General features: G+C 59.3%; 26 protein-coding genes. 5 read left to right on the top strand and 21 right to left on the bottom strand.

From position 1 onward, the window contains the following. Window positions 1-91: 91 nt before the first annotated feature. The 8 genes from murB to AC0J6G_RS04230 form a co-directional block, all read right to left on the bottom strand. The gene (murB, locus tag AC0J6G_RS04265) at window positions 92-1,111 is read right to left on the bottom strand and encodes a UDP-N-acetylmuramate dehydrogenase (protein WP_475251605.1); all 1,020 of its coding nucleotides are present in this window, start codon (window positions 1,109-1,111) and stop codon (window positions 92-94) included. Continuing rightward, a complete protein-coding gene (locus tag AC0J6G_RS04260; RefSeq protein ID WP_305589423.1) occupies window positions 1,108-1,572 on the bottom strand; it encodes a low molecular weight protein-tyrosine-phosphatase in 465 nt (154 codons plus the stop codon). Before AC0J6G_RS04260 ends, murB begins: the two co-directional genes overlap by 4 nt. Next, window positions 1,572-2,336 (bottom strand): 3-deoxy-manno-octulosonate cytidylyltransferase, encoded by a 765-nt coding sequence (gene kdsB / locus AC0J6G_RS04255; protein WP_475251602.1) that lies wholly within the window; start codon window positions 2,334-2,336, stop codon window positions 1,572-1,574. The genes AC0J6G_RS04260 and kdsB overlap by 1 nt, the downstream gene beginning before the upstream one ends. Continuing rightward, window positions 2,337-2,522, bottom strand: coding sequence for a Trm112 family protein (locus AC0J6G_RS04250; RefSeq protein ID WP_090387286.1), 186 nt, complete (start codon window positions 2,520-2,522; stop codon window positions 2,337-2,339). Between the two features lie 61 nt (window positions 2,523-2,583). Further along, window positions 2,584-3,585 (bottom strand): tetraacyldisaccharide 4'-kinase, encoded by a 1,002-nt coding sequence (gene lpxK, locus AC0J6G_RS04245; protein WP_475251600.1) that lies wholly within the window; start codon window positions 3,583-3,585, stop codon window positions 2,584-2,586. A 13-nt stretch (window positions 3,586-3,598) separates the two neighbouring features. Continuing rightward, window positions 3,599-4,027 carry an ExbD/TolR family protein gene (locus AC0J6G_RS04240; protein WP_339409735.1) on the bottom strand — a complete coding sequence of 143 codons (429 nt, stop codon included), beginning with the start codon at window positions 4,025-4,027 and terminating at the stop codon, window positions 3,599-3,601. Then, window positions 4,024-4,656, bottom strand: coding sequence for a MotA/TolQ/ExbB proton channel family protein (locus AC0J6G_RS04235; RefSeq protein ID WP_475251597.1), 633 nt, complete (start codon window positions 4,654-4,656; stop codon window positions 4,024-4,026). Before AC0J6G_RS04235 ends, AC0J6G_RS04240 begins: the two co-directional genes overlap by 4 nt. A 72-nt stretch (window positions 4,657-4,728) precedes the next feature. Then, window positions 4,729-6,951, bottom strand: a complete 2,223-nt coding sequence (locus tag AC0J6G_RS04230) for a DNA internalization-related competence protein ComEC/Rec2 (protein WP_475251595.1) — start codon at window positions 6,949-6,951, stop codon at window positions 4,729-4,731. Between the two features lie 134 nt (window positions 6,952-7,085). On the opposite strand from AC0J6G_RS04230, the gene AC0J6G_RS04225 reads away from it, so the two are divergent. Further along, window positions 7,086-7,619 carry a DUF2062 domain-containing protein gene (locus AC0J6G_RS04225; protein WP_475251593.1) on the top strand — a complete coding sequence of 178 codons (534 nt, stop codon included), beginning with the start codon at window positions 7,086-7,088 and terminating at the stop codon, window positions 7,617-7,619. Window positions 7,620-7,670: 51 nt separating this feature from the next. On the opposite strand, the gene AC0J6G_RS04220 is transcribed toward AC0J6G_RS04225, so the two are convergent. From AC0J6G_RS04220 to AC0J6G_RS04210, 3 genes are read right to left on the bottom strand one after another with little or no spacing between them, the layout of a single operon-like run. Next, a complete protein-coding gene (locus AC0J6G_RS04220; protein ID WP_475251591.1) occupies window positions 7,671-8,915 on the bottom strand; it encodes a lipoprotein-releasing ABC transporter permease subunit in 1,245 nt (414 codons plus the stop codon). Beyond that, window positions 8,915-9,598 carry a lipoprotein-releasing ABC transporter ATP-binding protein LolD gene (gene lolD, locus AC0J6G_RS04215; protein ID WP_170049072.1) on the bottom strand — a complete coding sequence of 228 codons (684 nt, stop codon included), beginning with the start codon at window positions 9,596-9,598 and terminating at the stop codon, window positions 8,915-8,917. Before lolD ends, AC0J6G_RS04220 begins: the two co-directional genes overlap by 1 nt. A gap of 22 nt (window positions 9,599-9,620) precedes the next feature. Continuing rightward, entirely contained in the window at window positions 9,621-10,871 is a 1,251-nt protein-coding gene (locus tag AC0J6G_RS04210) for a lipoprotein-releasing ABC transporter permease subunit (protein ID WP_475251589.1), read from the bottom strand. A 94-nt stretch (window positions 10,872-10,965) separates the two neighbouring features. On the opposite strand from AC0J6G_RS04210, the gene AC0J6G_RS04205 reads away from it, so the two are divergent. Genes AC0J6G_RS04205 through AC0J6G_RS04195 form a run of 3 tightly spaced genes read left to right on the top strand, consistent with a single transcriptional unit; the run spans window position 10,966 to window position 12,575 of the window. Then, complete coding sequence (locus tag AC0J6G_RS04205; RefSeq protein ID WP_475251587.1) at window positions 10,966-11,547, top strand: PilZ domain-containing protein; 582 nt, start codon at window positions 10,966-10,968, stop codon at window positions 11,545-11,547. A 12-nt stretch (window positions 11,548-11,559) separates the two neighbouring features. Continuing rightward, the gene (locus tag AC0J6G_RS04200; RefSeq protein ID WP_475251585.1) at window positions 11,560-11,862 is read left to right on the top strand and encodes a phosphodiesterase; all 303 of its coding nucleotides are present in this window, start codon (window positions 11,560-11,562) and stop codon (window positions 11,860-11,862) included. Then, the gene (locus AC0J6G_RS04195) at window positions 11,859-12,575 is read left to right on the top strand and encodes a glycerophosphodiester phosphodiesterase (RefSeq protein WP_311088596.1); all 717 of its coding nucleotides are present in this window, start codon (window positions 11,859-11,861) and stop codon (window positions 12,573-12,575) included. Before AC0J6G_RS04200 ends, AC0J6G_RS04195 begins: the two co-directional genes overlap by 4 nt. A gap of 157 nt (window positions 12,576-12,732) precedes the next feature. Here AC0J6G_RS04195 and sthA read toward each other — a convergent pair whose 3' ends face one another. The 9 genes from sthA to AC0J6G_RS04150 form a co-directional block, all read right to left on the bottom strand. Next, window positions 12,733-14,127 (bottom strand): Si-specific NAD(P)(+) transhydrogenase, encoded by a 1,395-nt coding sequence (gene sthA, locus AC0J6G_RS04190; protein ID WP_475251582.1) that lies wholly within the window; start codon window positions 14,125-14,127, stop codon window positions 12,733-12,735. A gap of 123 nt (window positions 14,128-14,250) precedes the next feature. Beyond that, a complete protein-coding gene (gene nqrM / locus AC0J6G_RS04185; RefSeq protein WP_167141192.1) occupies window positions 14,251-14,478 on the bottom strand; it encodes a (Na+)-NQR maturation NqrM in 228 nt (75 codons plus the stop codon). Next, a complete protein-coding gene (locus tag AC0J6G_RS04180) occupies window positions 14,475-15,500 on the bottom strand; it encodes an FAD:protein FMN transferase (protein WP_475251580.1) in 1,026 nt (341 codons plus the stop codon). The genes nqrM and AC0J6G_RS04180 overlap by 4 nt, the downstream gene beginning before the upstream one ends. 2 nt (window positions 15,501-15,502) lie before the next feature. Next, window positions 15,503-16,729 carry an NADH:ubiquinone reductase (Na(+)-transporting) subunit F gene (gene nqrF, locus AC0J6G_RS04175; protein ID WP_475251578.1) on the bottom strand — a complete coding sequence of 409 codons (1,227 nt, stop codon included), beginning with the start codon at window positions 16,727-16,729 and terminating at the stop codon, window positions 15,503-15,505. A gap of 15 nt (window positions 16,730-16,744) precedes the next feature. Beyond that, window positions 16,745-17,353: an NADH:ubiquinone reductase (Na(+)-transporting) subunit E gene (gene nqrE / locus AC0J6G_RS04170; RefSeq protein WP_090238197.1), complete on the bottom strand. Its 609-nt coding sequence runs from the start codon at window positions 17,351-17,353 to the stop codon at window positions 16,745-16,747. Next, on the bottom strand, window positions 17,353-18,027 hold the full coding sequence (locus tag AC0J6G_RS04165) for an NADH:ubiquinone reductase (Na(+)-transporting) subunit D (protein ID WP_475251575.1): 675 nt from the start codon (window positions 18,025-18,027) through the stop codon (window positions 17,353-17,355). Before AC0J6G_RS04165 ends, nqrE begins: the two co-directional genes overlap by 1 nt. Further along, on the bottom strand, window positions 18,024-18,812 hold the full coding sequence (locus AC0J6G_RS04160) for a Na(+)-translocating NADH-quinone reductase subunit C (protein WP_475251573.1): 789 nt from the start codon (window positions 18,810-18,812) through the stop codon (window positions 18,024-18,026). Before AC0J6G_RS04160 ends, AC0J6G_RS04165 begins: the two co-directional genes overlap by 4 nt. Continuing rightward, window positions 18,805-20,016, bottom strand: a complete 1,212-nt coding sequence (locus AC0J6G_RS04155; protein WP_475251571.1) for an NADH:ubiquinone reductase (Na(+)-transporting) subunit B — start codon at window positions 20,014-20,016, stop codon at window positions 18,805-18,807. Before AC0J6G_RS04155 ends, AC0J6G_RS04160 begins: the two co-directional genes overlap by 8 nt. 3 nt (window positions 20,017-20,019) lie before the next feature. Then, window positions 20,020-21,357, bottom strand: a complete 1,338-nt coding sequence (locus AC0J6G_RS04150) for a Na(+)-translocating NADH-quinone reductase subunit A (RefSeq protein ID WP_475251569.1) — start codon at window positions 21,355-21,357, stop codon at window positions 20,020-20,022. A gap of 268 nt (window positions 21,358-21,625) precedes the next feature. Here AC0J6G_RS04150 and AC0J6G_RS04145 point away from each other — a divergent pair, with 268 nt between their 5' ends. Beyond that, window positions 21,626-22,186, top strand: a complete 561-nt coding sequence (locus tag AC0J6G_RS04145; protein ID WP_475251567.1) for a chalcone isomerase family protein — start codon at window positions 21,626-21,628, stop codon at window positions 22,184-22,186. A 121-nt stretch (window positions 22,187-22,307) separates the two neighbouring features. On the opposite strand, the gene AC0J6G_RS04140 is transcribed toward AC0J6G_RS04145, so the two are convergent. Next, entirely contained in the window at window positions 22,308-23,774 is a 1,467-nt protein-coding gene (locus tag AC0J6G_RS04140) for a glyceraldehyde-3-phosphate dehydrogenase (RefSeq protein ID WP_475251565.1), read from the bottom strand. Between the last annotated feature and the right edge of the window lie 54 nt (window positions 23,775-23,828).

The following is a 23,828-nucleotide window of genomic DNA, read 5'->3' as shown; positions in this document are numbered from 1 at the left end:
AATAAAAAAGGGGATGCTTTGGCATCCCCTTTTGCGTTGTAGCGTTTATTACAGCGCGATCCATCCGCTAGGCAGCTGGTCGTAAAACGTCTTACAGCACGTTCGGCTCGATCTCCAATTCCACCGCAAAACGCTGCGCGACATCCGCTTGGATACGCCGCGCCAGCGCTAACAACTGCGCACCGCTGGCTGTGCCGTAATTCACCAGCACCAGCGCCTGCAGACGGTGCACGCCCGCATCACCTTCACGAAAACCCTTCCAGCCCGCCCGCTCAATCAACCAGCCTGCGGCCAGTTTGACCTGCCCATCCGCCTGGGCATAGGCCACTAGATCGGCATGTTCGGCGCGCAAGCGCTGTCCCAGCTCGGCCGAGACCAACGGGTTTTTGAAGAAGCTGCCAGCATTACCCAATTGAGCCGGGTCAGGCAGCTTTTCACTGCGAATGGCGCAAATCGCCTGGCTGACATCCCGCGCCGTCGGCGCAGTGATGCCCTGCTCCGCCAGACGCTGACGTACCGGGCCGTAATCCAGATGCAGTGCAACCGCACGACTCAAGGCGACGCGCACCCGCAGGATGACCCAGCGCCCGCTTTCGCGTTTGAACAGGCTATCGCGGTAGGCAAAGGCGCAGTCCTGCAGAGAAAACTCACGCAGCTCGCCGGTCAACCGGTCGAGCGCCGTCAACCCGGCAAACAGGTCTTTAAGCTCGACGCCATACGCGCCAATATTCTGCACCGGCGCCGCACCCACGGTGCCAGGGATCAAGCTGAGGTTTTCCAGGCCGGCAAAGCCCTGGGCAAGCGTCCACTGCACAAACGGATGCCAGCACTCCCCTGCCTCAGCCTCGACCACCACACGCTCGCCGTCATCGCTGAGCAGGCGAATACCGCGACTAGCCATACGCAGCACCAGCGCCTCAACGTCGGTGGTGAGCAGCAGATTGCTGCCGCCACCGAGCAATAACAGCGGTAACTGCTGCGTTTGCGCATAGCTCAGGGCTTCGCGCACCTGCTGATCGTTCTCAGCCTCGGCAAAATGGCTGGCCCGGGCCTCGACGGCAAAACTGTTATAGGGTTTCAGCGAGACCTGGGTGCGCACCTGCAAGTTCATAAGCGCCCCTTGAGTTCGATAACCAGGGCATCACAGGCCTGTTCGATCAAATCCAGCACCTGGGCAAACCCGGCCTCACCACCGTAATAGGGGTCCGGCACTTCATCCAGCTCCAACTGATAACGACGCAGAAACAGGTCCAACTCGGCAGCATCATTGCCTGGACGCAGCTGCTGCAGGTCGTGCAGGTTGCTGTTATCCATCGCCAGAATCAGGTCAAAGGCATGAAAATCCGCCGCCTTGACCTGCCGACCGCGCAGCGCAGACAGATCATAGCCACGCTGCTGCGCCGCCTGACGCGTGCGGATATCTGCCGCCTTGCCCACATGCCAGTCGCCAGTGCCGGCTGAATCGACCTCTACGCGCCCTTCCAGCCCTGCTTCACGCAGCTTATGGCGCAACACACCTTCGGCCGTGGGCGAGCGGCAGATATTGCCCAGACATACGAACAGAACGCGCATCAGGCCCCCAGCAGGCGACGAACCCGCTCCAGGTCTTCCGGCGTGTCGACGCCCGCAGGTGGCGCTTCCAGGGCATCGGCGACATGGATACGCACGCCATGCCAGAGCGCGCGCAGCTGCTCCAGGCACTCGGTGTCTTCCAGCCAGCATGGGCCCCAGGCGACGAAGTCATGCAGAAACTGCGCACGGTAGGCGTAGATACCGATGTGGCGACGGTACGGCACGCCGGCGGGCAGCTCGTCACGGCTCTTGGCGAAGGCATCCCGCGCCCAGGGCAGCGGCGCGCGGCTGAAGGTCAGGGCCAGGCCAGTCTTGTCACTGACCACCTTGACCACATTGGGGTTGAATAGCGCCTGCACATCCTCAATCGGCTCGGCCAGGGTGGCGATGGCCGCCTGCGGATTGGCCGCCAGGTTGGCCGCCACCTGATTAATGATCGATGGCGGAATCAGCGGCTCGTCGCCCTGCACGTTGACCACAATGGCGCCAGCCGCCAGCCCCAGAGCCGTAGCAACCTCAGCCAGACGGTCAGTGCCCGAGTTGTGAGAAGCGTCAGTCAGCACCACCTGTGCACCAAAGCTGCGGCAGACCTCAACGATGCGCGCATCGTCGGTCGCCACTACCACTTGCTGAGCACTGCTTTTGCACGCCTGTTCCCAGACATGCTGAATCATCGGCTTGCCAGCAATATCCTGCAGCGGCTTGCCCGGCAGACGGCTGGAAGCGAAACGTGCCGGAATCACAACGGTAAAGGCAGTGCTCATTTATTTGTCCAGACGCTCGTCGACGTTGAGGGTGCGGGCTTCGGTTTCCAGCATCACCGGAATACCATCGCGAACCGGGAAAGCCAGTGCGTCGGCCTTGCAGATCAGCTCACTCTTGTCAGCTGCGAGCTTCAGCGGGCCCTTGCACAGTGGGCAGGCGAGAATGTCGAGTAGTTTCGGGTCCATGGGAGATCCTTGATAGGAAGCAGCTGCTGGGGCGGACGAAACCGCCGAATGATCAGAACAGTCAGGCGCGCGGCACAAGACGCTGCAATTGCTGATCAAACCAGGCGACAAACGCGGCCGAAGGCTCGGCATCCACCGCCAGGTACCACCAATCGTCAGCCGCAAAGGCACGGCACTTGACCGCATCCTTTTCCGTCATCAGCACCGGCAGCGCCGGGCTGAAATTCAGCAGCTCGGCGCTGTACGGCGCGTGGTCGGCAAAGGCATGCGCTACAGGCCGCCAGTGTAGCCCTTCGAGGGTGTTGAAGAAACGCTGCGGGTTGCCAATACCGGCGACCGCATGCAAGGCCTGACCGGCCGGGAAATGACTAAGCGGATGCTGCTCGCCACTGCGCAGGTTGACCAAGGTGCGCGGCCGCAGGGTAAAGCCGTAGCCATCCTGCGGATCGCTGGACGCGCCGTTATACAGCAGCGCATCCACGCTCTGCAGACGCTCAACCGGCTCACGCAGCGGGCCGGCAGGCAGGCAATGGCGATTGCCCAAGCCGCGCGCGGCATCGATCAGCACCAGTTCGAGATCTCGGGCCAGACGGTAGTGCTGCAAGCCGTCGTCACTGAGGATCAGATCCAGCGGCTCAGCCGCCAGCAAGGCCGCCACTGCGCACCCACGATCAGGATCAATCATCAGCGGCACGCCGCTGCGTTGCACAATCAGCAGCGGTTCATCACCGGCAACGCTGGCAGCCTGATCGGCCTGCACGCGCCAGGGCAGCTGCGGCGGCTGGGCGCCATAGCCACGGCTTACCACACCGACGCGCAGCCCTTGGCGGCGGCAACGTTCAATCAGCCAGAGAATCATCGGGGTTTTGCCGGTGCCGCCGACGGTGATATTGCCGACCACCACTACCGGCACGGGAGCACGGTAGATCTCGCCCTCACCCGCCAGGAATCGCGCGCGCTTGCGCAGCACCACCACGCGATACAGCCACTCCAGCGGACGCAGCAGGCCCAGCGCCGGATGACCGGCGTACCAGGCAGCAGTAAGGCGTGCGGACAGGCTCATCAGTAGGCAACCCTCAAGGCGCGGCTTGCGCCTCGATGGTGGTCATGCGCAGGTGGGCAAAACCCAGCTTGCCGGCCGCATCCATGGCGGTAATCACCGCCTGATGCTGGGCCTTGGCATCGGCGCTGATGATCAGCGGCAGGCTGTTATCACCTTCCGATTCCTTCTGCAGCGCTGCCATCAGGCTTTGCAGATCGCTTTTCAGCAACTGTTTGGCATTCAGCGAGTAGCTGCCATCGGCGGCAATCAGGATTTCCAGTTGCTTCAGTTCGGTCTGCTCCGGCGGCGTGCCAGTGGCGGCCTCCGGTAGATCGACCTTGAGCTGGGTCTCACGGGTAAAGGTGGTGGTGACCACGAAGAACAGCAGCAGGATAAACACCACGTCGATCAACGAGGCCAGGTTGATTTCGACGTTCTCCCGCGGTTTGCGCCGGAATTTCACGCCTTGTCCTCGCCCATATCGACGTCACGGTCGCCCTGCACCACTTCCACCAGGCGAATCGCCTCCTGCTCCATACCGACCACCAGCTCATCAATGCGGCGTTGCAGGTAACGGTGGAAGAACAGTGCCGGAATGGCCACCATCAGACCCGCCGCCGTAGTGATCAGCGCCTTGGAAATACCGCCCGCCAGCAAGGACGCATTGGCCATGCCCGAGCCCATAAAGGAGCTGAAGATTTCGATCATGCCCAGCACCGTACCGAGCAAACCCAGCAGCGGCGCGATACCGGCGATGGTGCCCAGGGCATTCAGGTAACGCTCCAGATCGTGAATCACCCGTGCGGCAGCTTCCTGAATGCACTCTTTCATGATCTCGCGACCATGTTTGGAGTTGGCCAGGCCAGCGGCGAGGATCTGCCCCAACGGCGAGTTGGCGCGCAGCTCCTTGAGTTTCTGGTTAGTGAGTTTTTTCTCTTTGATCCATTTCCATACCTGACCGAGCAGGTTGGGTGGGGTGATGCGGCTCGGCCGCAGCGTCCACAGGCGCTCGGCAATGATGCCGGCCGCAGCGATAGAACACAGAATGATCGGCAGCATCATCCAGCCGCCAGCTTTAACCAGTTCCCACACGGTGGCAGATCCCCTTCACAAAAGTGGCGCCACTCTAGCATAGGGTCGCGGCCTCGCCGACCGCTCCAGCGCTCATTTTTCCCGCCAAAAACGTGCGTGATCACGCAAACCTTGCGCGGACTCAAACGCGCCTAAACGAATCCGCACTGCGCCATGCCGGGCTGTGTCGTAGGGCTGCGCCGCAATCGCCTGGTAACGCCTCATGACCTCGGCATGCGGGTGGCCAAAGGCGTTATGGGCACTGCGAGAAATCAAAACAAACGCTGGCTGAACCTGTGCCAAAAACGCCGCTGACGATGAACTGCGACTGCCATGGTGCGGAGCCAGTAGCCAGCGCGCCGACATAGGCAATGTGCTGGCGAGCAACGCCCGCTCGGCGCGACTGTCGATATCCCCAGTCAGCCATAGGCTTTCGCCATTAGCCTGAATACGCATCACGCAGGACGCTTGATTACCATCGCTCGCATTTTCCCAGCGCCAAGTGCTGAACTGCACACCGTCCCATTGCCAGCGCTGCTGAGTGCAGGCCTCAACCTGGAGTGAACCTGGCAATTTATCGGGCTCACCGCTGAGCACTTGCCGAACGGGTAGCCCACGTGTGATTGCAACAGCGCCGCCGGCATGATCGTTATCGGCATGACTGAGCACCAGCAGATCAAGCCCACGTACATCCAACGCACGCAAGGACGGCACGACCACGCGCTCGCCGGTATCGAACTCGCCAAAGCGCGGTCCGGCGTCATACAGCAAGTCATGCGTGTGCGTACGCACCAGCACCGCCAAGCCCTGACCGACATCCAGCATCCACACTTCGGCCCGCGCATATTCTGGACGCTGCTGCGGGCTGTACAACAAAGGCAACAGCAGTAGTACGCCCAAACTGCGCATCGGCAAGGCGGCGGGTAGAAGCAGTACCAGCGCGCCAAGCGCCACCAGCAGCCAGGCCCAGAAAGGCAGCACACTGGGCAACCAGGCCGGTAGCCACAGGGATAATTGACTCAGCACTGCAAACAACACATCCAGCAGCCACCCTGCACCACCGAGCAGCGTAGCCCCCACCCCAGGCAAAGGCAGCAACAACGTGCCAAGTAATGCCAGTGGCACCACCAGCAGGCCGATCACAGGCACGGCGACTAGATTAGCAACCGGTCCACTGGCACTCACTGGCAAGCCAAGCGCCAGCATCAACGGCAGCAAACCAATGGCCATGGCCCACTGCGCGCGCAGCAGAGTGACCCACCAAGGCCATGCACCCAGCCGACCGCTGAAGATCAGAACTAACAACATCACCGCCCCGAAGGACAACCAGAAACCTGGCTGCAAACTAGCCAGCGGCTCCAGCAACAGCACTGCAAGCAGTGCCAGCAGCAAGGGCAACCACACGCCCAGATGACGAAAGCGCCAGCGCCACAGCAGCACTAGGCCGACCATGACGCAGGCGCGCTGCACCGGCACTTCAAAACCTGCCAGCAGGCCGTAAGCCAATGCCCCAACAAAAGCCAATCCACAGGCCCAGGGCAGCCAGGGCCAGCTGCGCGGCCAAAAACCGAAACGCGCCAACCCAGCCACTAGCGCATAGAGAAACGCGGCCAGCAGGCCGATATGCTGGCCAGAAATCACCATCAGGTGCACCGTGCCGGTGTTTTGCAACACCTGCCAGTCCGCCGTTGATAACCCCGAACCATCGCCCAACACCAAAGCTGCCAGCGCCCCCTCACGACCATGCGCAGGCGTCGCCAATAGGTGCTGCCGTAAACGGTCACGCCAGGCACCGGAGCCGCTGGCAGGCGCGATCAACTCGCCACTTTTCACCATGCCCGTGGCGCCAATGCGCTGCGCCAACAGCCAGGCTTCGTAATCAAAGGCCTGCGGATTGACCAAGCCATGTGGGCGTTTGAGGCGAACCGCTAAGCGCCAGGTTTCACCCGCACGTACCGGCTGCCCGCCGTACCAGGACAGGCGCAAACGCGCGGGCAATGCATCGCGGCGTGAAACCACCTGTTCCAACTGAAAACGCACGGCCTCCTCACCCACCTCAGGCAGGCCAACCACCTGCCCTTGCAGCCAGAGCGTGCGAGAGTCTAACGGTTTCGCCAGGCGATCATCCAACGCCCACTGCGCCGACACACAGGCCCAGCTGAAACCGAACAGAAACAGAGCGATGGGGTAGGTGCGAAACGGCAACAGCATCAAGCCGACTATGGGTAAAAGTCCCAACAGCCACAACGGAGGCAAGACCGGAAGAAAGCGTAACGTCAGCAGCCCGGCCACCAACGCCAATATCCCTAAACGCATAGACTCGCTCCATGAGTCGACTAGAGCATTTAACCTACTGATGCATCGTTAAATACTTGCTGTCACAAACTGTGAAAGCAGGCTGGCGGCAATGGATGCATAATGTCGGCGCTTTTATCTGCCAGAGAGCCTTCATGCCGCGTCGTTTATTCAAGCGCTACATGCCTCACCCAGACCGGATCAAGGATAATAAATCCCTGCGCTTTCTGGGCAACGTGATTCACGACCCCAACCTCTGGCACCTCAACCGTCATTCCGTTTCGCGCGCCATGGCCATTGGTCTGTTCTGGGCGATGATCCCGATGCCCATGCAAATGGCCGCCGCTGCCGCAGTCGCCATTCCGGCTAGGGCCAATCTGCCCATCTCAATTGGTCTGGTTTGGCTGACCAACCCGATCACCATGCCCCCCGTGTTTTATTGCAGCTACAAGTTCGGCGCCTGGCTGATGAACACGCCCACGCTGCAAATGCCCGATCACATTACCCTCGGCTGGGTCGGCCATGTGCTGCAAACCCATTGGCAGCCGCTGTATCTGGGTTCTCTGGCGCTCGGTTTGCTGTTTGCTGCAATCGGCTATTTCGGCACCAACGCTTACTGGCGCTGGTGGGTGCAGCATAGCTGGCGTAAGCGCCAAGAAAAGCGTCGCCAACAAAACGCTCAGCACTGACACAAAAAAACCGTTACTCAGTAACGGCTTTTCTGCATCTATGAGCGTGGTTTATTCGTAACGCAGCGCATCGGCCGGCTGAATCTGCGCGGCCCGCCAGGACGGGTAGACGGTGGCCAAAAAGCTCAAGCTGAACGCCGCGCCACAAATCAGCAGAACGTCAGACAGCAGCAGTTCCGACGGCAGGTTACTGATGAAATACACGTCCGAACTCATCACCTGCTGGCCGCTTAGGCGCTCGATCCAGCCCACCAGCTGACTGACATTCAGCGCCGCGAGAATACCCAGCACCGCACCGATCAGGGTACCGACCACGCCGATCACGGTGCCCTGCACCATAAAGACGCCCATGATCTGCCCCGGCGTCGCGCCCAGGGTGCGCAGGATGGCGATATCCGCGCCCTTGTCCGCCACCACCATGATCAACGTGGCGATGATATTGAAGGCTGCCACCGCGACGATCAGCAGCAGCAACAGACCAATCATGGTCTTTTCCATTTTCATCGCACTGAACAGGCTGCCCTGAGTCAGGGTCCAGTCTGCGGAGCTGTAACCCGCGCCCAGCTCACCGACAATCTGTGCGGCCACTTGCGGCGCCTGATACAGGTCCTGCAATTTCAGCCGCACGCTTTGCACCTGGCCCGGCTGCATGCGCTGGATATGCGCTGCATCGGCGACATGAATCAGCGCCAGCGAGCTGTCCAGATCGGCGCCAACCTTGAAGATGCCGACTACGTTAAGGCGCTGCATGCGCGGGCTGATACCGCCCGGCACGCTGCTCAGCTCCGGCACAATCAGCGCTAGCTTGTCGCCCACCCGCAGCTGGAAGCGCCGCGCGGTGATCTCGCCCAGCACTACGCCGAACTCACCTTCACGCAAATCGCTCAGGCGGCCCTGCTGCATATGCTTGTCGATAATCGACACCTGCGGTTCCAGCGCCGGATCGACGCCGTGCAGCTGAACCGGCTGCATCGCGCCACGCACCGAAAGCATGCCTTCGAGCTCGGCAAACGGCACTGCCGCGACTACTTGCGGATTCTTTTTGGCTGCAGCAGCGACCTGCTGCCAGTTATCCAGCGGCTGCGTCCCGGCGATGCTGGCGTGCGGCACCATACCGAGGATGCGCGTGCTCATTTCCTTCTGGAAACCGTTCATCACCGACAGCACCACGATCATGGCCAACACGCCCAAGGCCAGGCCGATCATCGAGGTCATCGAGATAAAGGAAATAAAGTGGTTGCGCCGCTTGGCCCCGGTATAGCGGATACCGATAAAGATACTCAGCGGACGAAACATCAGGCGGCCACCAGCTTGCCGTCTTCCAGACGCAGGATGCGGTCCATTTGCTGGGCCAGCGCCATGTCGTGGGTCACCACCAGAAAGGCGGTTTGCGACGAGCTGCTCAGCTCCTTCATCAGGTCCTGAATGCCTTGCGCAGTGTGATGATCGAGGTTGCCAGTGGGCTCATCGAGCAGCACCAGGCCAGGCTGATTGACCAGGGCACGGGCAATCGCCACACGCTGACGCTCACCACCGGACAACTCCGACGGCTTATGCGCCAGGCGATGGCCGAGGCCAACTCGCTCCAACAGCGCGGTGGCACGCTGACGCGCTTCACTGATCGGCGTGCGACCAATCAACAACGGCATGCACACGTTCTCCAGGGCGGTGAACTCCGGCAGCAGGTGGTGGAACTGGTAAACGAAACCCAGGGCGCGGTTACGCAGCAGGCCGCGCTGCTTTTCATTCAGCGCCGACAACTCCTCGCCAGCCAGCCAGACGCTGCCGGTGCTCGGCGTATCCAGGCCGCCGAGCATATTCAGCAAGGTGCTCTTGCCCGAGCCGGAGCTGCCAACAATCGCCACGCGCTCACCAGGGTGCAGTTCCAGCTGCAGGTCCTGCAGCACCACCACCGATTGCGGGCCCTCGTCGTAGCTTTTACCGAGGTTGCGACAGCTCAACACTGCACGATCTTGCATAACCGAATCACTCATAGCCTGATCATTCATAACGCAGAGCCTCCGCGGGCTGGGTACGCGCCGCGCGCCAGGCCGGATACAGGGTGGCGAAGAAACTTAGAATCAACGCCGCGCCGCAAACCAGCAGCACGTCCGCCAGCATCAGCTGCGATGGCAGATAGTCGATGAAATACACATCGGCATTGAGGAATTTGATCCCCAACAGCCTTTCCAGCGCGGCAATCGCACTGCTGATATTCAATGCCGCGAGACAGCCCAGCACCGCGCCAATCGCCGTGCCGAACACGCCGATCACCGTGCCCTGGACCATAAAGATCGCCATAATCTGCCGCGGCGTCGCACCCAGGGTGCGCAGGATAGCGATATCGCCCTTCTTGTCGGTGACCACCATGACCAGGGTGGAGATGATATTGAACGCTGCCACCGCGACGATCAGTAGCAGCAACAGGCCAATCATCGCCTTCTCCATGCGGATCGCCTGGTACAGGTTGCCGTGGGTACGGGTCCAGTCGCGGGCGTAGTAATCGCCCTCGCCGAGCGTTTGCGCCAACGCCCAGGCAGTGCGTGGGGCTTCGAACAGGTCGGCGAATTTCAGGCGAATGCCCTGTACCTGATCGACCTGCCAACGCTGCAAACGAGCCAGATCCTGCACATGAGTCAGCGCTAAGTGGCCGTCGATCTCGCCAGCGCCGACATGGAAGATACCAACCACGGTAAAGCGCTTGAGGCGCGGAAACATGCCGGCAGGAGTAACCGTGACTTCCGGGGCGACGAAGGTGACCTTGTCACCCAGGTCGACGCCGAGTTTGGCCGCGGCCTTGTCGCCCAGCACCATGCCGAACTCGCCGGGCTGCAGATCCTCCAGGCGGCCCTGCTTGAAGAAGTTGCCGATGATCGAGACCTTGGCTTCTTCCAGCGGATCGACCGCATTGATCAGCACTTTCTGCACCTTGCCGTCGTTGGTCAGCAGGCCCTGCATCTGGCTAAAGGGCGCAACCGCGAGCACCTGCGGGTTGCTCTGCGCCTGGTTGGCCAGGCTGCGCCAGTCCTTGATCGGCGTAGCGCTCTCGACGGTGGCGTGCGGCACCATGCCGAGCACGCGGGTGCGCATTTCATGGTCGAAGCCGTTCATCACCGACAGCACCAAAATCATCACCAGCACACCAAGTGCAAGCCCGATCATCGAGGTCAGGGAAATAAAGGATACGAAGTGGTTGCGACGCTTGGCCCGCGTGTAGCGCGTGCCGATAAATACGAACAGAGGTCTGAACATGTCGGGGCTGATTCGAGGGAAAAAGAAACGTCCTTGTGGCGGGGCTTGGCGAGCAGCCTTACACTCTGACCACTACTGCTGCCATGGGTTCGCCATGCCGACTCAAGATGAAGATGATCGCCGCGAATACTATCGTATCGACGATACGATCGCACTGGAATTCACCCTCCTGTCGGGCCCCGAAGCCCTGCCCAGTTATGAACTCCACGATAATTCACCCCTATTCAACCTGCTGAGCGATCTTCACCTGATGGACTTTGAGTCGCAGCATCTGCTGCGGCACATTACCGAGCGTGATCGTACTTTGGCCAATTACCTCAAGGTGATGAACAAGCGTATCGACCTGCTCGGGCAGGCCATGGCGCAAAGCCTGCTGCGCGACATTGGTACACCACGCAAGGTCAGCCTCTCCGAGGGCGGCGTGAGTTTCAATAACGCTCAGCCGGTGGCCGAAGGCGCGCACCTGGCGCTGAAAATGGTGCTGATGCCACAAGCACTGGGCTTGCTGCTGCGGGCCAAGGTGGTGCATTGCCAAGCATTGTCGTCACAGCAATTTGAAATTGGCGCAGAGTTCGAAGCCCTCAGCGACGCCCAACGCCAGCTATTGGCTCGGCATATTCTGCAACGCCAGGCCTTGGAGCGTCGCCAAGCCCGCGAGCAGCCTCTGCAACCGTAATAGTGAGCCGCCATGCCCCGTCTGCTTCTGCTTATCGCCCTGTTACTGCCCCTCGGCACTGTCGCCGATACCCTACAAATCCCTATTGGCCAACAAGGCGGCAGCACGCTGCAGCTGCCGCAGCTTGGTGAATCCCAGCGCGCGGTGCTCGAGCGCTTCGGCCTAGCCGATGAAGAGCACCCAAGCGTCGGCAACCCGCCGATCACCCGCTGGGATTACCGCGAGTTCAGCATCTATTTCGAGCACAAACACGTAATCAACAGCGTGCGTCATCATCAGCCCGGCGCCGCCCTGCCCGACAAGGAGCAACAGTGACAGTCATCTATGGACATCGCGGCGCCAAAGGCGAGGTGCCGGAAAACACCCTGGCCAGCTTCCAGCAATGCCTGAAGCATGGCGTACGCCGCTGCGAGCTGGATCTGCACCTGTCGCGCGATGGCGAGTTGATGGTGATTCACGACCCGACCCTAAAGCGCACCACCGGCCACCGCGGCAAGGTAGTCGAGCATGACGCCGCCGAACTGGTGACCTATGACGCACGCAAAGGCGGCCCTGGCGCAGTCACGCCCTGCCCGATCCCACGCCTGGAAGAGCTGTTCCAGCACTGCGATTTCGAGCACTGGCAACTGGAAGTCAAAAGCGCCTCGAAGGTTCGCTCGGCGCGCATGGTCAAGGCGATTGCCGAACTAGCCGAACGCTACAAACTGACGGATAAGGTCACCGTCACCTCCAGCTCCCGCGAAGTGCTCGGCGCCTTACAGCGCCTGACGCCGCACCTGCAACGCGGGCTGGTCGCTGAATATGCCTGGCTCGACCCACTGAAGGTCGCCAAGCACTACGGCTGTCATCTGCTCGCGCTGAACTGGACGCTGTGTACCCCAGAGCGCCTGCTCAAAGCGCAGAAAGCCGGTTTGCATGTCTCGGTGTGGACGGTCAACGAACCGGCACTGATGCGCCGCCTGGCAGACTTCGGTGTAGACAGCATCATCACCGACTTTCCCGGCCTGGCAGTGGCGACCCTGGAATAACCTCCCGGATAGCCCCAGCTACAGAAACGAAAAACCGGCCGCAAGGGCCGGTTTTTCGTTAAGCCTGATCAGAAACTTTCACGATTGGGCCATCGCCAGTCGCGGGAGTCGCTGAACGGGTTCTCCCCGACCGGCTCAGGCCACCGGCCGGAGCCGCTCAAAAAAGCCGATTAAGGCCGTCGAACGCTGCTACCCGGTAGGCTTCCGCCATGGTTGGGTAGTTAAAGGTGGTGTTGACGAAGTACTTGATGCTGTTGGCTTCACCCTTCTGGTTCATGATCGCCTGGCCGATATGCACAATCTCTGAAGCCTGATAACCAAAGCAGTGCACACCCAGCACTTCCAGCGTTTCACGGTGGAAGAGGATTTTCAGCATACCCACCGGCTCATTGGAGATCTGCGCCCGCGCCATGCCCTTGAAGAAGGCTTTACCGACTTCGTAGGGAATCTTGGCTTGGGTCAGTTCGCGTTCATTCTTACCAATCGAGCTGATTTCCGGAATGGTGTAGATGCCCGTCGGCACGTCATCGACAAAACGCCAGCTGCCATTGTCGACAATGCTGCCAGCCGCTGAACGCCCCTGGTCAGCGGCCGCGCTGGCCAGGCTCGGCCAACCGATTACATCGCCCGCGGCATAAACGTTAGGGACTTGCGTGCAGTAGGACTGGTCAACTTCGATCTGCCCACGGCTGTTGACCTTGACGCCGATATTCTCCAAGCCCAATTGGTCGGTGTTACCGGTACGGCCATTGCACCAGAGAAACGCATCAGCCTTGATCTTCTTACCGGATTTCAGGTGCAGCACCACACCGTTTTCCACCCCTTCAACGCGCTCATACTCCTCGTTGTGACGGATCAGCACGTTGTTATTGCGCAGGTGGTAACTCAGCGCATCGGAAATTTCCGCATCGAGGAAGCTCAACAGCTGGTCACGGTTATCAATCAGATCAACCAACACGCCCAAGCCACTGAAGATCGATGCGTATTCGGAACCGATTACCCCGGCGCCGTAAATGATGATGCGCCGCGGGGTATGGCCCAGGCTGAGAATGGTGTCGCTGTCGTAGATGCGCGAGTGATGAAAGTCCACGTCCACAGGGCGATAAGGCCGCGAGCCGGTGGCAATCACGATCTGCTTGGCGACCAGGGTTTCCACCACGCCGTTCGGGCACACCACTTCGATGGTGTGATCATCAGCAAAACTGCCGGTGCCGAAAAACAGGTCGATGCGGTTACGCGCGTAGTAGCCCGTGCGCGAGCTCACTTGCTTGGCGATCACCCGCTCGGCACTTTTCAGCACATCGGGGAAGGAGAACCAGCGCGGCTCGCCGATCTGGCGGAACATCGGGTTGGTGTTGAACTGCATGATCTGCCGCACCGAATGGCGCAGCGCCTTGGACGGAATGGTGCCCAGATGAGTGCAGTTGCCGCCGACTTCACGTCGGCTATCAACCACGGCCACCTTGCGCCCGGCTTTGGCCGCGTTCATTGCCGCGCCTTCACCCGCAGGGCCGGAACCCAGCACCACTACGTCGTAGTTGTAGACCGCCATGTTTACTCCTTCAGATCACACCGGAGCACTTATACCGCGCTCTCGGCAGGGCCAGCACTGCACGCGCAGCCTGACAATCAATTCGTAGCTGCAAGCCTAGCCGTTTAGCCGACCGCAAGACGACTAGCGTTTGGTCGCGTCGTAGGCCAGGTCTTCGGTTTTGCCTTGTGGGTCGCTGTTGATCTCCTCGCACTTCTCGCGGCTGCCACCACAGATCGAGCACTCTTTCTCGATACCCAGGTTGGCGATACCGCCGCAGGAACCGGCGATGGGCTTGCGCCCCATGATCACACCCACCGCCATCATGCCGACTACCAGCACCATGACCAGAAACACCACTAAAAACGTCATTGCTCGTCTCCTGCAGCAAATAGCTGCTCGAAAGCCTGAGTTGTCTGTGTGACGAAGGCGTCACCTTCGCGGGTCACGAAAAACGCTGCAATCCCCATGCGTTCAGCAAATGCTAAGCCACGCTCAGTGCCCATCACCATTAGCACTGTAGACAAGCCGTCAGCACGCAGGGTCGATTTATCCACCACAGTTACCGCCGCCAGCTTGTGAGTGATCGGTGCACCGGTCAATGGATCAAGGGTGTGCGAATAGCGCTGGCCCTCTTCCTCGAAGTAATTGCGGTAATCACCTGAGGTGGAAATGCCGTAACCATCCACCGCCAGCACCCGCTGGGCGACGCGCTGGCCGTCCTGCGGTGCTTCCAAGCCGATGCGCCACGGCTGACCATCGGGCTTTTTGCCCGCTGCTTTAAGCTCGCCGGTGACCTCAATCATGTAGCTGGTCACGCCCAATTCGGTAAAGCGCTGCACGAGGGTGTCCACGGCATAACCGGCGGCAATGCTGTTGAAGTCGACCTGGACATCAACCGCTTTGCACAGTTGCTGCCCGTCACGCCGCAAATACTGCATGCCCATTCGCGCACGCGCAGCGGCCAGTTGTTCAGCCGTCGGCACCTTTTCGGCGCGTGCCTTGGGGCCAAAGCCCCAGAGATTGAGCAGCGGCTCCAGGGTCAGATCTAACGCACCCTGGCTTTGCTCATGCAGTAATCGCCCAGCCTCGACCAGCTCCAGCACAGCATCGGGCATGACCTGACAGGTACCCGCTGGAGCCTGGTTGAATTGCTCAATAGCGGAATCATCACGGTAGGTCGACATCTGCACGTCAACCTCAGCCAGGATTGCATCCGTTTCGCGCTTGAGTAATTCAACGCTCGGCGAATCCTTGCTGCGCACATATTTGACCGTGTAAGTGCTGCCCATAGTCGGGCCGCTGAACTCTTCTACTGGCTCTGAAAACCAGCAGCCCGTTAGGGCTGCCAGCAAGCTGACAGCGATAACGGGCCGTAGTACCGCATAACTCATACTTAACCGCCGAAGTCGTCGAGCAGGATGTTCTCCTCCTCCACACCCAAGTCGACCAGCATTTTGATCACTGCGGCGTTCATCATGGGCGGGCCGCACATGTAGAACTCGCACTCCTCAGGCGCCGGATGGTCCTTGAGGTAGTTTTCATACAGCACGTTGTGGATAAAGCCCTTAAGACCCGTCCAATTGTCTTCCGGCTGCGGATCAGACAACGCCAGGTGCCACTTGAAGTTGGGGTTCTCGGCCTGCAGCTGATCGTATTCTTCAACGTAGAAGGCTTCACGCATAGAGCGCGCGCCATACCAGAAGCTGATCTTGCGGGTCGACTTCAAGCGCTTGAGCTGGTCGAAGATGTGCGAACGCATCGGTGCCATACCAGCACCCCCGCCGATAAACACCATCTCAGCGTCGGTGTCTTTGGCGAAAAACTCACCGAATGGACCGTACACGGTAACCTTGTCGCCCGGCTTGAGGCTGAACACCCAGGAACTCATCTTGCCTGGCGGCAGATCGTCCTTGCCCGGTGGCGGTGAAGCAATACGGATATTGAACTTCACCAAGCCCACTTCTTCCGGGTAGTTGGCCATGGAGTAAGCGCGGATCACGGTCTCTTCGACCTTAGATACATACTTCCACTGGTTGAACTTGTCCCAGTCGCCGCGATATTCCGGCTGAATGTCGAAGTCCTTGTAATGCACTTCGTGCGGCGGGCACTCGAGCTGCACGTAACCACCGGCGCGGAAGTCGACGCTCTCACCTTCCGGCAGTTTCAGCGTCAGCTCCTTGATGAAGGTGGCCACGTTAGGGTTGGACTCAACGGTGCATTCCCACTTCTTCACACCGAAGACTTCTTCCGGCACTTCGATCTTCATGTCCTGCTTGACCGGCGTCTGGCAGGATAGACGCCAGCCCGCCTTGGCTTCACGACGGGTGAAAGCGGCCTCTTCGGTCGGCAGCATTTCGCCGCCGCCATGCTCAACCACACACTTGCACTGGGCGCAGGTACCACCGCCGCCACACGCCGACGACAGGAAGATATTGTTGGCCGCTAGGGTCTGCAGCAACTTGCCGCCCGCAGGTACCACAATGGTTTTTTCGCCGTTGATCTCGATGCTCACGTCACCGCTGGAAACCAGCTTGGCGCGCGCCGCGAGAATGACCAGCACCAACGCCAGCACAATGCCGGTGAACATGCCGATGGCGATAAGAATCTCTAAATTAATCATCTATGCACCCCTTCCTTACAACTGCACGCCGGAGAAGGACATAAAGCCCAGAGACATCAGACCGATGGTGATAAAGGTGATGCCCAGGCCCTGCAAGCCTGCAGGCACGTCGCTGTACTTGAGTTTCTCGCGGATACCCGCCAGTGCAGCAATCGCCAGTGCCCAAGACAAACCAGAACCGAAGCCATACACGGTACTTTCCGCGAGGTTGTAGTCACGTTCGACCATGAACAAGGTACCGCCCATGATGGCGCAGTTCACCGTGATCAGCGGCAGGAACACGCCGAGAGCGTTGTACAGGCTGGGGACATACTTATCCAAGAGCATTTCGAGGATCTGAACGATGGCCGCAATCACCCCGATGTAGCTGAGCAGACCAAGGAAGCTCAGGTCCACTTCCGGCAAACCGGCCCAAGCCAGCGCACCATCTTTCAGCAGGTAGGTGTAGATCAGGTTGTTCGCCGGCACAGTAATAACCTGCACCACGATAACCGCGATACCCAGGCCAATGGCCGTCTCGACTTTCTTCGAGATGGCGATAAAAGTGCACATGCCGAGGAAGAAGGCCAACGCCATGTTCTCAACGAACACCGCCTTGGCCAGCAAGCTGAGGTAATGCTCCATTAGTACGCCTCCTTGTTCGAGACCTGCGGAGCCATCTTGAAGCTTGGCTTCTCAACCTGGTCTTTTTTCCAGCTACGCAGTGCCCAGATAAACAAACCGATCAGGAAGAACGCCGAAGGCGGCAGCAACAGCATGCCGTTAGGCTGGTACCAGCCACCGTCGTTGATCACCGGGATGATCTCGTAGCCCATCAGTTTGCCCGCACCGAACAGCTCACGAACGATACCCAGCACGATCAACATGGCGCTGTAGCCCAGGCCGTTACCGATACCATCGAAGAACGACAGCACGGGCGGGTTCTGCATGGCAAAGGCTTCGGCGCGGCCCATCACGATGCAGTTGGTGATGATCAGACCAACGAATACTGACAGCTGCTTAGACAAACTAAAGGCATAGGCCTTGAGCACCTGATCGACCACGATCACCAGGGACGCGATGATCACCATCTGCACGATCATGCGGATGGAGCTGGGGATCTGGCTGCGAATCATCGAGATAAACAGGTTGGAAAACCCGGTTACCAGCGTCAAGGCAATCGACATCACCAGCGCGGTTTTCAGGTTCGAGGTCACCGCCAGGGCGGAACAGATACCCAGAATCTGCAAACCAATCGGGTTGTTGTTGAAAATCGGGTTAAGCAGGACTTCTTTAATAGTCGGCTGCGACATGATCAAGCCTCCCCTTTTTGCAGATTGGCGAGGAACTGGGCGAAGCCGTTCTCTCCCAGCCAGAAGTGCAGCAAGTTATTCACACCATTGCTGGTCAGGGTTGCACCCGCCAGGCCGTCGACCTGGTGAGTCGCCTGCGCGCTTTGCGCATCGACGTTACCCTTGATGATCTGGATCGCTAGGTCACCCTTGTCATCAAACAAGGTCTTACCCAGCCACAGGCTTTTCCATTTTGGGTTATCCACTTCGCCGCCCAGACCCGGGGTCTCGGCATGCTGGTAGAAGCCAAAACCAGCAACGGTATTGAGGTCACCCTGCAGCGCCATAAAGCCGTGCAGAGTCGACCACAGGCCATAGCCACGCACGGGCAGAATCACGGTCTCCAGCTTGCCATCCTGCTCCACCAGATAAACAGTGGTGAAACGCTCGCGGCGCTTGATCGAGGCGATATCGTCAGAGCCTTCAAGCACAGCCGACAACTTTGGATCCTTGGACGCTTTAAGCGGATCAAACGTAGCGGGGTTCTGCGCATCGCTGAAAGTGCCCGTTTCGAGGTCAACAATCCGCGCGCTGATGCGTTCGGCGAACAGCGCTTTGACCTGCGCGCTGCTCATGCTGGCATCACCCAGCCCGGCAATCGCCAGAATGCTGCGCTGTTTATCCAGCTGGCGGTTTTCCACCTGCGTCGGTTTCAGCGCGATGGCTGCACCTGCCACAAACACCGAGCACACCAGGCAGACCAACAGGGCCACCACCAAGGTACGGACGGTGGATTCTTTTTGACTAGACATTACGTGCCAGCCTCCGCTTGATATTGGCTTGAACGACAAAGTGGTCGATCAGCGGTGCAAACAGGTTGGCGAACAGAATCGCCAGCATCATGCCTTCCGGGAAGGCCGGGTTGATCACACGGATCATCACCACCATCACGCCGATCAGTGCACCGAAAATCCACTTACCGGTATTGGTCATGGACGACGATACCGGGTCGGTGGCCATGAAGAACATGCCGAAGGCAAAACCACCGACGACCAGATGCCAGTACCACGGCATGGCAAACATCGGGTTGGTGTTTGAACCGAGCAGATTAAGCAGCAGGCTGAAGCCGATCATACCCAGCAGTACGCCGGTCACAATTCGCCAGGAAGCAATCTTGGTAATCAGCAGAATGCCGCCACCAATCAGGATTGCCAGGGTGCTGGTTTCGCCCATGGAGCCGTGAATGGTGCCGACAAAAGCATCCATCCAGGTGATGCCATTGCTCACCACGTTCTCAATGCCACCCGCTGCCGCCAGGCTCAGCGAGGTTGCGCCGGCAAATCCGTCAACCGCAGTCCACACAGCGTCACCGGACATCTGCGCCGGGTAGGCGAAGAACAGGAATGCACGCCCCGTCAGCGCTGGGTTGAGGAAGTTTTTGCCAGTACCGCCAAACACTTCTTTACCGATCACCACGCCGAAGCTGATACCCAGCGCGACCTGCCACAGCGGAATGCTCGGCGGCAGAATCAGGGCAAACAGTACGGAGGTGACGAAGAAACCTTCGTTAACTTCGTGCTTACGGATCGAGGCGAACAGTACTTCCCAGAAGCCGCCGACGATAAACGTCACCGCATAGACCGGCAGAAAATATGCAGCGCCCTGGATAAAGTTATCCCACAGGCTGTTTGGGTCAAACCCAGCCAACGAACCAATCAGCGCGAAACGCCAGCCTTCCTGAGCGGCCAGCAGATCAGGGCTGTTAGCAAAGATCAGGTTGGCCTGATAACCGGTGTTCCACATACCAAAGAACATGGCCGGGAAGGTGCACAGCCACACCGTGATCATCATGCGCTTGAGGTCGATACCGTCGCGCACGTGAGCAGTGGTTTTGGTGACGCTGCCAGGACGATAGAAGAAGGTGTCGATGGCCTCATAGAGGGCATACCACTTCTCGTATTTGCCGCCTTTCTCAAAGTTGTGCTCGACTTTATCGAGGAATGCACGGATACCCATGACTTAACCCTCCTTCTCGATGCGCGCGAGGTTATCGCGCAGGATCGGGCCGTATTCATACTTGCCCGCACACACGTAGCTGCACAGCGCCAAGTCTTCTTCATCCAGTTCCAGGCAACCGAGTTTTTGAGCCATCTCGGTGTCCCCGACGATCAGGTAGCGCAGCAGTTGCGTCGGCAGGATATCCAGCGGCATAACCGCTTCGTAGTTACCGACCGGCACCATGGCGCGCGGGCTACCGTTGGTAGTGGTGGAGAAGGCAAACTTCTTCGCCGCATTGAGCTTGGAGACGAAGATGTTCATCACCGAATGCTTGTTCACCCCAGCACGCAGGTAATGCATCATTTCCCGGTCATTGCCCTCAGCCAGGCAAGACACCTGCAGGTGATAGCGACCGAGGAAGACAAACGCGCCGTGCGCGGTACGACCGCCCAGCACCGAACCGGAAATAACCCGATTGAACCCAGGCTGCAGCTCACCGGCCGTCAGCTCACTGAGGCTGGCACCAAGACGGGTGCGCACCAAGCGCGGTTGCTCGACCACAGGGCCGGCCAACGCCACAACGCGCTCAGCCCAGAGTTGCCCGGTGGTGAACAGTTTGCCGACTGCAATCACGTCCTGATAGTTAATCGTCCACACGCTCTTGCTCGCGCTGACCGGATCCAGGAAGTGAATGTGAGTGCCCGCCAAGCCCGCCGGATGCGGACCCGCAAAGGCTTCGGTGTGCACCTTGCTCAGCTGCTCGCCAGGCAAGCTGGCACCTTCGGCCTTGCACAGAAACACCTTGGCCAGATTGCTCAGCACTTGCAGGCCGTTAGTGAAGTCAGCGGCGTACTCGGCAATCACCACCGCCGGATCGGCAGCCAGCGGATGGGTATCAATGGCCGTGACGAAAATCGAGCTGGGCTGCGCGTCAGCAGCCGGCACCTTGCTGAACGGACGGGCCCGCAATGCGGTCCACAGCCCTGATTGCAGCAGCACCTCACGCACTTTGGCATCGCCAACAGTCGCCAGCTGATCCACGGCCACGTGATCAAAGGTGATGTACTCATCGCCCTCAACATCGATGACCACGGACTGCAACACCCGTTTCTCACCGCGATGGATAGCGCTGATCACGCCCGCAGCTGGAGCGGTGTATTGCACGCCTGGCGATTTCTTGTCCGAGAACAGCACCTGGCCACGCTTGACCCGGTCACCGACCTGAACCTCCATCGAAGGTTTCATACCGTGATAATCGAAGCCTATGACGGCGACGCTACGCACTGGCCTTGCGGCCTCGATGCGCTGCACCGGCACGCCGGTGATGGGCAAATCAAGCCCATGGTTTATTTTGATCATAGGTTTGCCTAACCACTGATTTAAAAGCTTTTTAGAATACGGGCGACACCAACGCAAAAGATGCACCGCAACGCCAGAAACAGAGTGGGCGCTGGGCAGGATGTCGGTCGCGGAAAAAATCTGGCCGATTATAAGTCGCGCCCTCGGCCACTGGCCACCCAAGCGCTTGCTTTTATCCAGTTAAACGTAACAGAAGGCAACAGATCGCGGCTTGACTGCTGAAGCCAGGCGCGCGACATAAGACCAATAGACTAAACGGAGCTCTGCCATGCGCCTGCTAATAGCGCTTACCACCCTACTGCTACTCAGTGGCGAGCTATTCGCCAGCAACCGCGAACGCCTGCAAGAAGCCAACTTCCCCGCTAGCCATACGCTGACCCAGAGCACCCTGGAGCGCAAGAACCAGAGCGTGCTGAATTACCTATGGGTCGATGTATACGCAGCAGCTTTTTACGCCCCCGCCGCCACCAGCGCCCGCAAAGCGGTCGACAAGCCACTTACGCAGCGCCTGGAGCTTTACTACTTTCGCGATATCGACAGCCAAGACGTGATCAAAGCCGCCTGGGTCGCACTTGAACGCCAGCACGACGCCGCCACGCTTGAACGCCTGCGCCCAGAGCTAGATGCACTCCATGGCACCTTTCGTGACATACGCCCCGGCGATCGCTATGCCCTCAATTTCAATACTGACAGCGGCCTGACGCTGGAGGTGAATGGCAAGGTCGCCCACACCAGCCAGAACCCAGCCCTAGCCAAGGCCTACTTGGGCATCTGGCTCGCTCCCGAAGGCTTGTCAGATAAGCTGCGCGCCAGCTTGCTGGCCGACTAACTCCAGGCAATAAACAATCACCGGAAGTCATTTTTAACGTCGCGCAACAACGGCCCGCAGAATGGCCAGCCATAAAAAAACGGGAGCCGAAGCTCCCGTATTTTTTATCTACTAACCAGACTTAGCGCGGGAAAGCTGGCGCGTTAACCCCGGCCATGTCTTCCATCACGCGAACCACCTGACAGCTGTAACCGAACTCGTTGTCGTACCAGACGTACAGAATCACGCGGTTATCGTTGCAGATAGTGGCCTCAGCATCGACCACACCGGCATGACGCGAGCCAACGAAGTCAGTGGACACCACTTCCTGCGACTGAACAAAGTCGATCTGCTTTTGCAGGTCAGAGTGCATGGCCATCTGGCGCAGGTACTCGTTGACCTCATCACGGCTGGTGGCTTTCTCAAGGTTGAGGTTGAGAATGGCCATCGACACGTTAGGCGTCGGCACGCGAATGGCGTTGCCGGTCAGCTTGCCCTTCAACATCGGCAACGCTTTAGCCGCAGCGGTGGCCGCGCCCGTTTCGCTGATAACCATGTTCAGCGGCGCCGAACGACCACGGCGATCGCCTTTGTGGAAGTTGTCGATCAGGTTCTGGTCGTTGGTGTACGAGTGCACGGTCTCGACATGACCATTGGCAATGCCGTACTGGTCATTGATTGCTTTGAGAATCGGCACGATGGCATTGGTGGTGCAGGATGCTGCCGAGATGATTTTGTCATCCGCAGTGATCTCAGCATGGTTAACGCCGTGCACGATATTCTTCAGCGCACCCTTGCCCGGTGCAGTCAGCACCACGCGGTCAATACCCGGGCAGGTCAAATGCTGACCCAAGCCGTCGGCGTCACGCCACACACCGGTGTTATCCACCAACAGTGCGTTCTTGATGCCGTATTGGGTGTAGTCGACTTCTTTCGGGTCTTTGGCGTAAATCACCTGAATCAGGTTGCCGTTGGCCGTGATGGTGTTGCTGGCTTCATCAATGGTGATGGTGCCATCGAACGGGCCGTGTACCGAGTCGCGGCGCAGCAGGCTGGCACGCTTGGACAGGTCGTTGCTTGCACCTTTGCGCACAACAATGGCGCGCAGACGCAGACCGTCGCCACCACCGGTTTTCTCGATCAGGATGCGCGCCAGCAGACGGCCAATACGGCCGAAACCGTAGAGCACCACGTCGGTACCTTCACGGGCTTCGCTGCTCTGCTTGCCAACCACTTCAACCAGCTCGTCTTTGACGAACTGCTCAATGCTGCGACCCTTACCGTCGGTCTTGAACTTGCTGACCATCTTGCCCAGGTCAACAGACGCGGCGCCCAGCTTGAGCTCGCTCATAGCCTTGAGGATCAGGAAGGTATCGTGCACCGACAATTCGCTGCCGTCCGCCAAGCGGTGACGAGCGAAGCGGTGGGCCTTAAGAATGTCGATCACCGAGCGGTTGATCAAACCACGGCCGTAGATCGAGGTGACCACGTTGTTGTTACGGTAGAGTTGGCCAATCATCGGAATCATAGCTTCCGCAAGGGCTTCTCGATCGATCCACTCACCGAGACACTGGTCGGGCTTCTGAGTCACGGGCAGTACCTTCCACATGTAGGGGCTGAAAAAAGGGGCTACATTATGACGGCGCAGCCACACATGAGCAAT

The organism is Pseudomonas sp. TS_SC_3 (genome assembly GCF_056156225.1).
The sequence above is the reverse complement of the archived record's forward strand: the minus strand, read 5'-3'. Positions and strand labels throughout refer to the sequence as shown.

Bases quoted from the DNA above. Each gene is read 5' to 3' on its own strand.
- murB (WP_475251605.1), bottom strand. From the start codon at position 1,111: ATGAACTTGCAGGTGCGCACCCAGGTCTCGCTGAAACCCTATAACAGT.
- AC0J6G_RS04260 (WP_305589423.1), bottom strand. From the start codon at position 1,572: ATGCGCGTTCTGTTCGTATGTCTGGGCAATATCTGCCGCTCGCCCACG.
- kdsB (WP_475251602.1), bottom strand. From the start codon at position 2,336: ATGAGCACTGCCTTTACCGTTGTGATTCCGGCACGTTTCGCTTCCAGC.
- AC0J6G_RS04250 (WP_090387286.1), bottom strand. From the start codon at position 2,522: ATGGACCCGAAACTACTCGACATTCTCGCCTGCCCACTGTGCAAGGGC.
- lpxK (WP_475251600.1), bottom strand. From the start codon at position 3,585: ATGAGCCTGTCCGCACGCCTTACTGCTGCCTGGTACGCCGGTCATCCG.
- AC0J6G_RS04230 (WP_475251595.1), bottom strand. From the start codon at position 6,951: ATGCGTTTAGGGATATTGGCGTTGGTGGCCGGGCTGCTGACGTTACGC.
- AC0J6G_RS04225 (WP_475251593.1), top strand. From the start codon at position 7,086: ATGCCGCGTCGTTTATTCAAGCGCTACATGCCTCACCCAGACCGGATC.
- AC0J6G_RS04220 (WP_475251591.1), bottom strand. From the start codon at position 8,915: ATGTTTCGTCCGCTGAGTATCTTTATCGGTATCCGCTATACCGGGGCC.
- lolD (WP_170049072.1), bottom strand. From the start codon at position 9,598: ATGCAAGATCGTGCAGTGTTGAGCTGTCGCAACCTCGGTAAAAGCTAC.
- AC0J6G_RS04210 (WP_475251589.1), bottom strand. From the start codon at position 10,871: ATGTTCAGACCTCTGTTCGTATTTATCGGCACGCGCTACACGCGGGCC.
- AC0J6G_RS04205 (WP_475251587.1), top strand. From the start codon at position 10,966: ATGCCGACTCAAGATGAAGATGATCGCCGCGAATACTATCGTATCGAC.
- AC0J6G_RS04200 (WP_475251585.1), top strand. From the start codon at position 11,560: ATGCCCCGTCTGCTTCTGCTTATCGCCCTGTTACTGCCCCTCGGCACT.
- sthA (WP_475251582.1), bottom strand. From the start codon at position 14,127: ATGGCGGTCTACAACTACGACGTAGTGGTGCTGGGTTCCGGCCCTGCG.
- nqrM (WP_167141192.1), bottom strand. From the start codon at position 14,478: ATGACGTTTTTAGTGGTGTTTCTGGTCATGGTGCTGGTAGTCGGCATG.
- AC0J6G_RS04180 (WP_475251580.1), bottom strand. From the start codon at position 15,500: ATGAGTTATGCGGTACTACGGCCCGTTATCGCTGTCAGCTTGCTGGCA.
- nqrF (WP_475251578.1), bottom strand. From the start codon at position 16,729: ATGATTAATTTAGAGATTCTTATCGCCATCGGCATGTTCACCGGCATT.
- nqrE (WP_090238197.1), bottom strand. From the start codon at position 17,353: ATGGAGCATTACCTCAGCTTGCTGGCCAAGGCGGTGTTCGTTGAGAAC.
- AC0J6G_RS04160 (WP_475251573.1), bottom strand. From the start codon at position 18,812: ATGTCTAGTCAAAAAGAATCCACCGTCCGTACCTTGGTGGTGGCCCTG.
- AC0J6G_RS04155 (WP_475251571.1), bottom strand. From the start codon at position 20,016: ATGGGTATCCGTGCATTCCTCGATAAAGTCGAGCACAACTTTGAGAAA.
- AC0J6G_RS04150 (WP_475251569.1), bottom strand. From the start codon at position 21,357: ATGATCAAAATAAACCATGGGCTTGATTTGCCCATCACCGGCGTGCCG.
- AC0J6G_RS04145 (WP_475251567.1), top strand. From the start codon at position 21,626: ATGCGCCTGCTAATAGCGCTTACCACCCTACTGCTACTCAGTGGCGAG.
- AC0J6G_RS04140 (WP_475251565.1), bottom strand. From the start codon at position 23,774: ATGTGGAAGGTACTGCCCGTGACTCAGAAGCCCGACCAGTGTCTCGGT.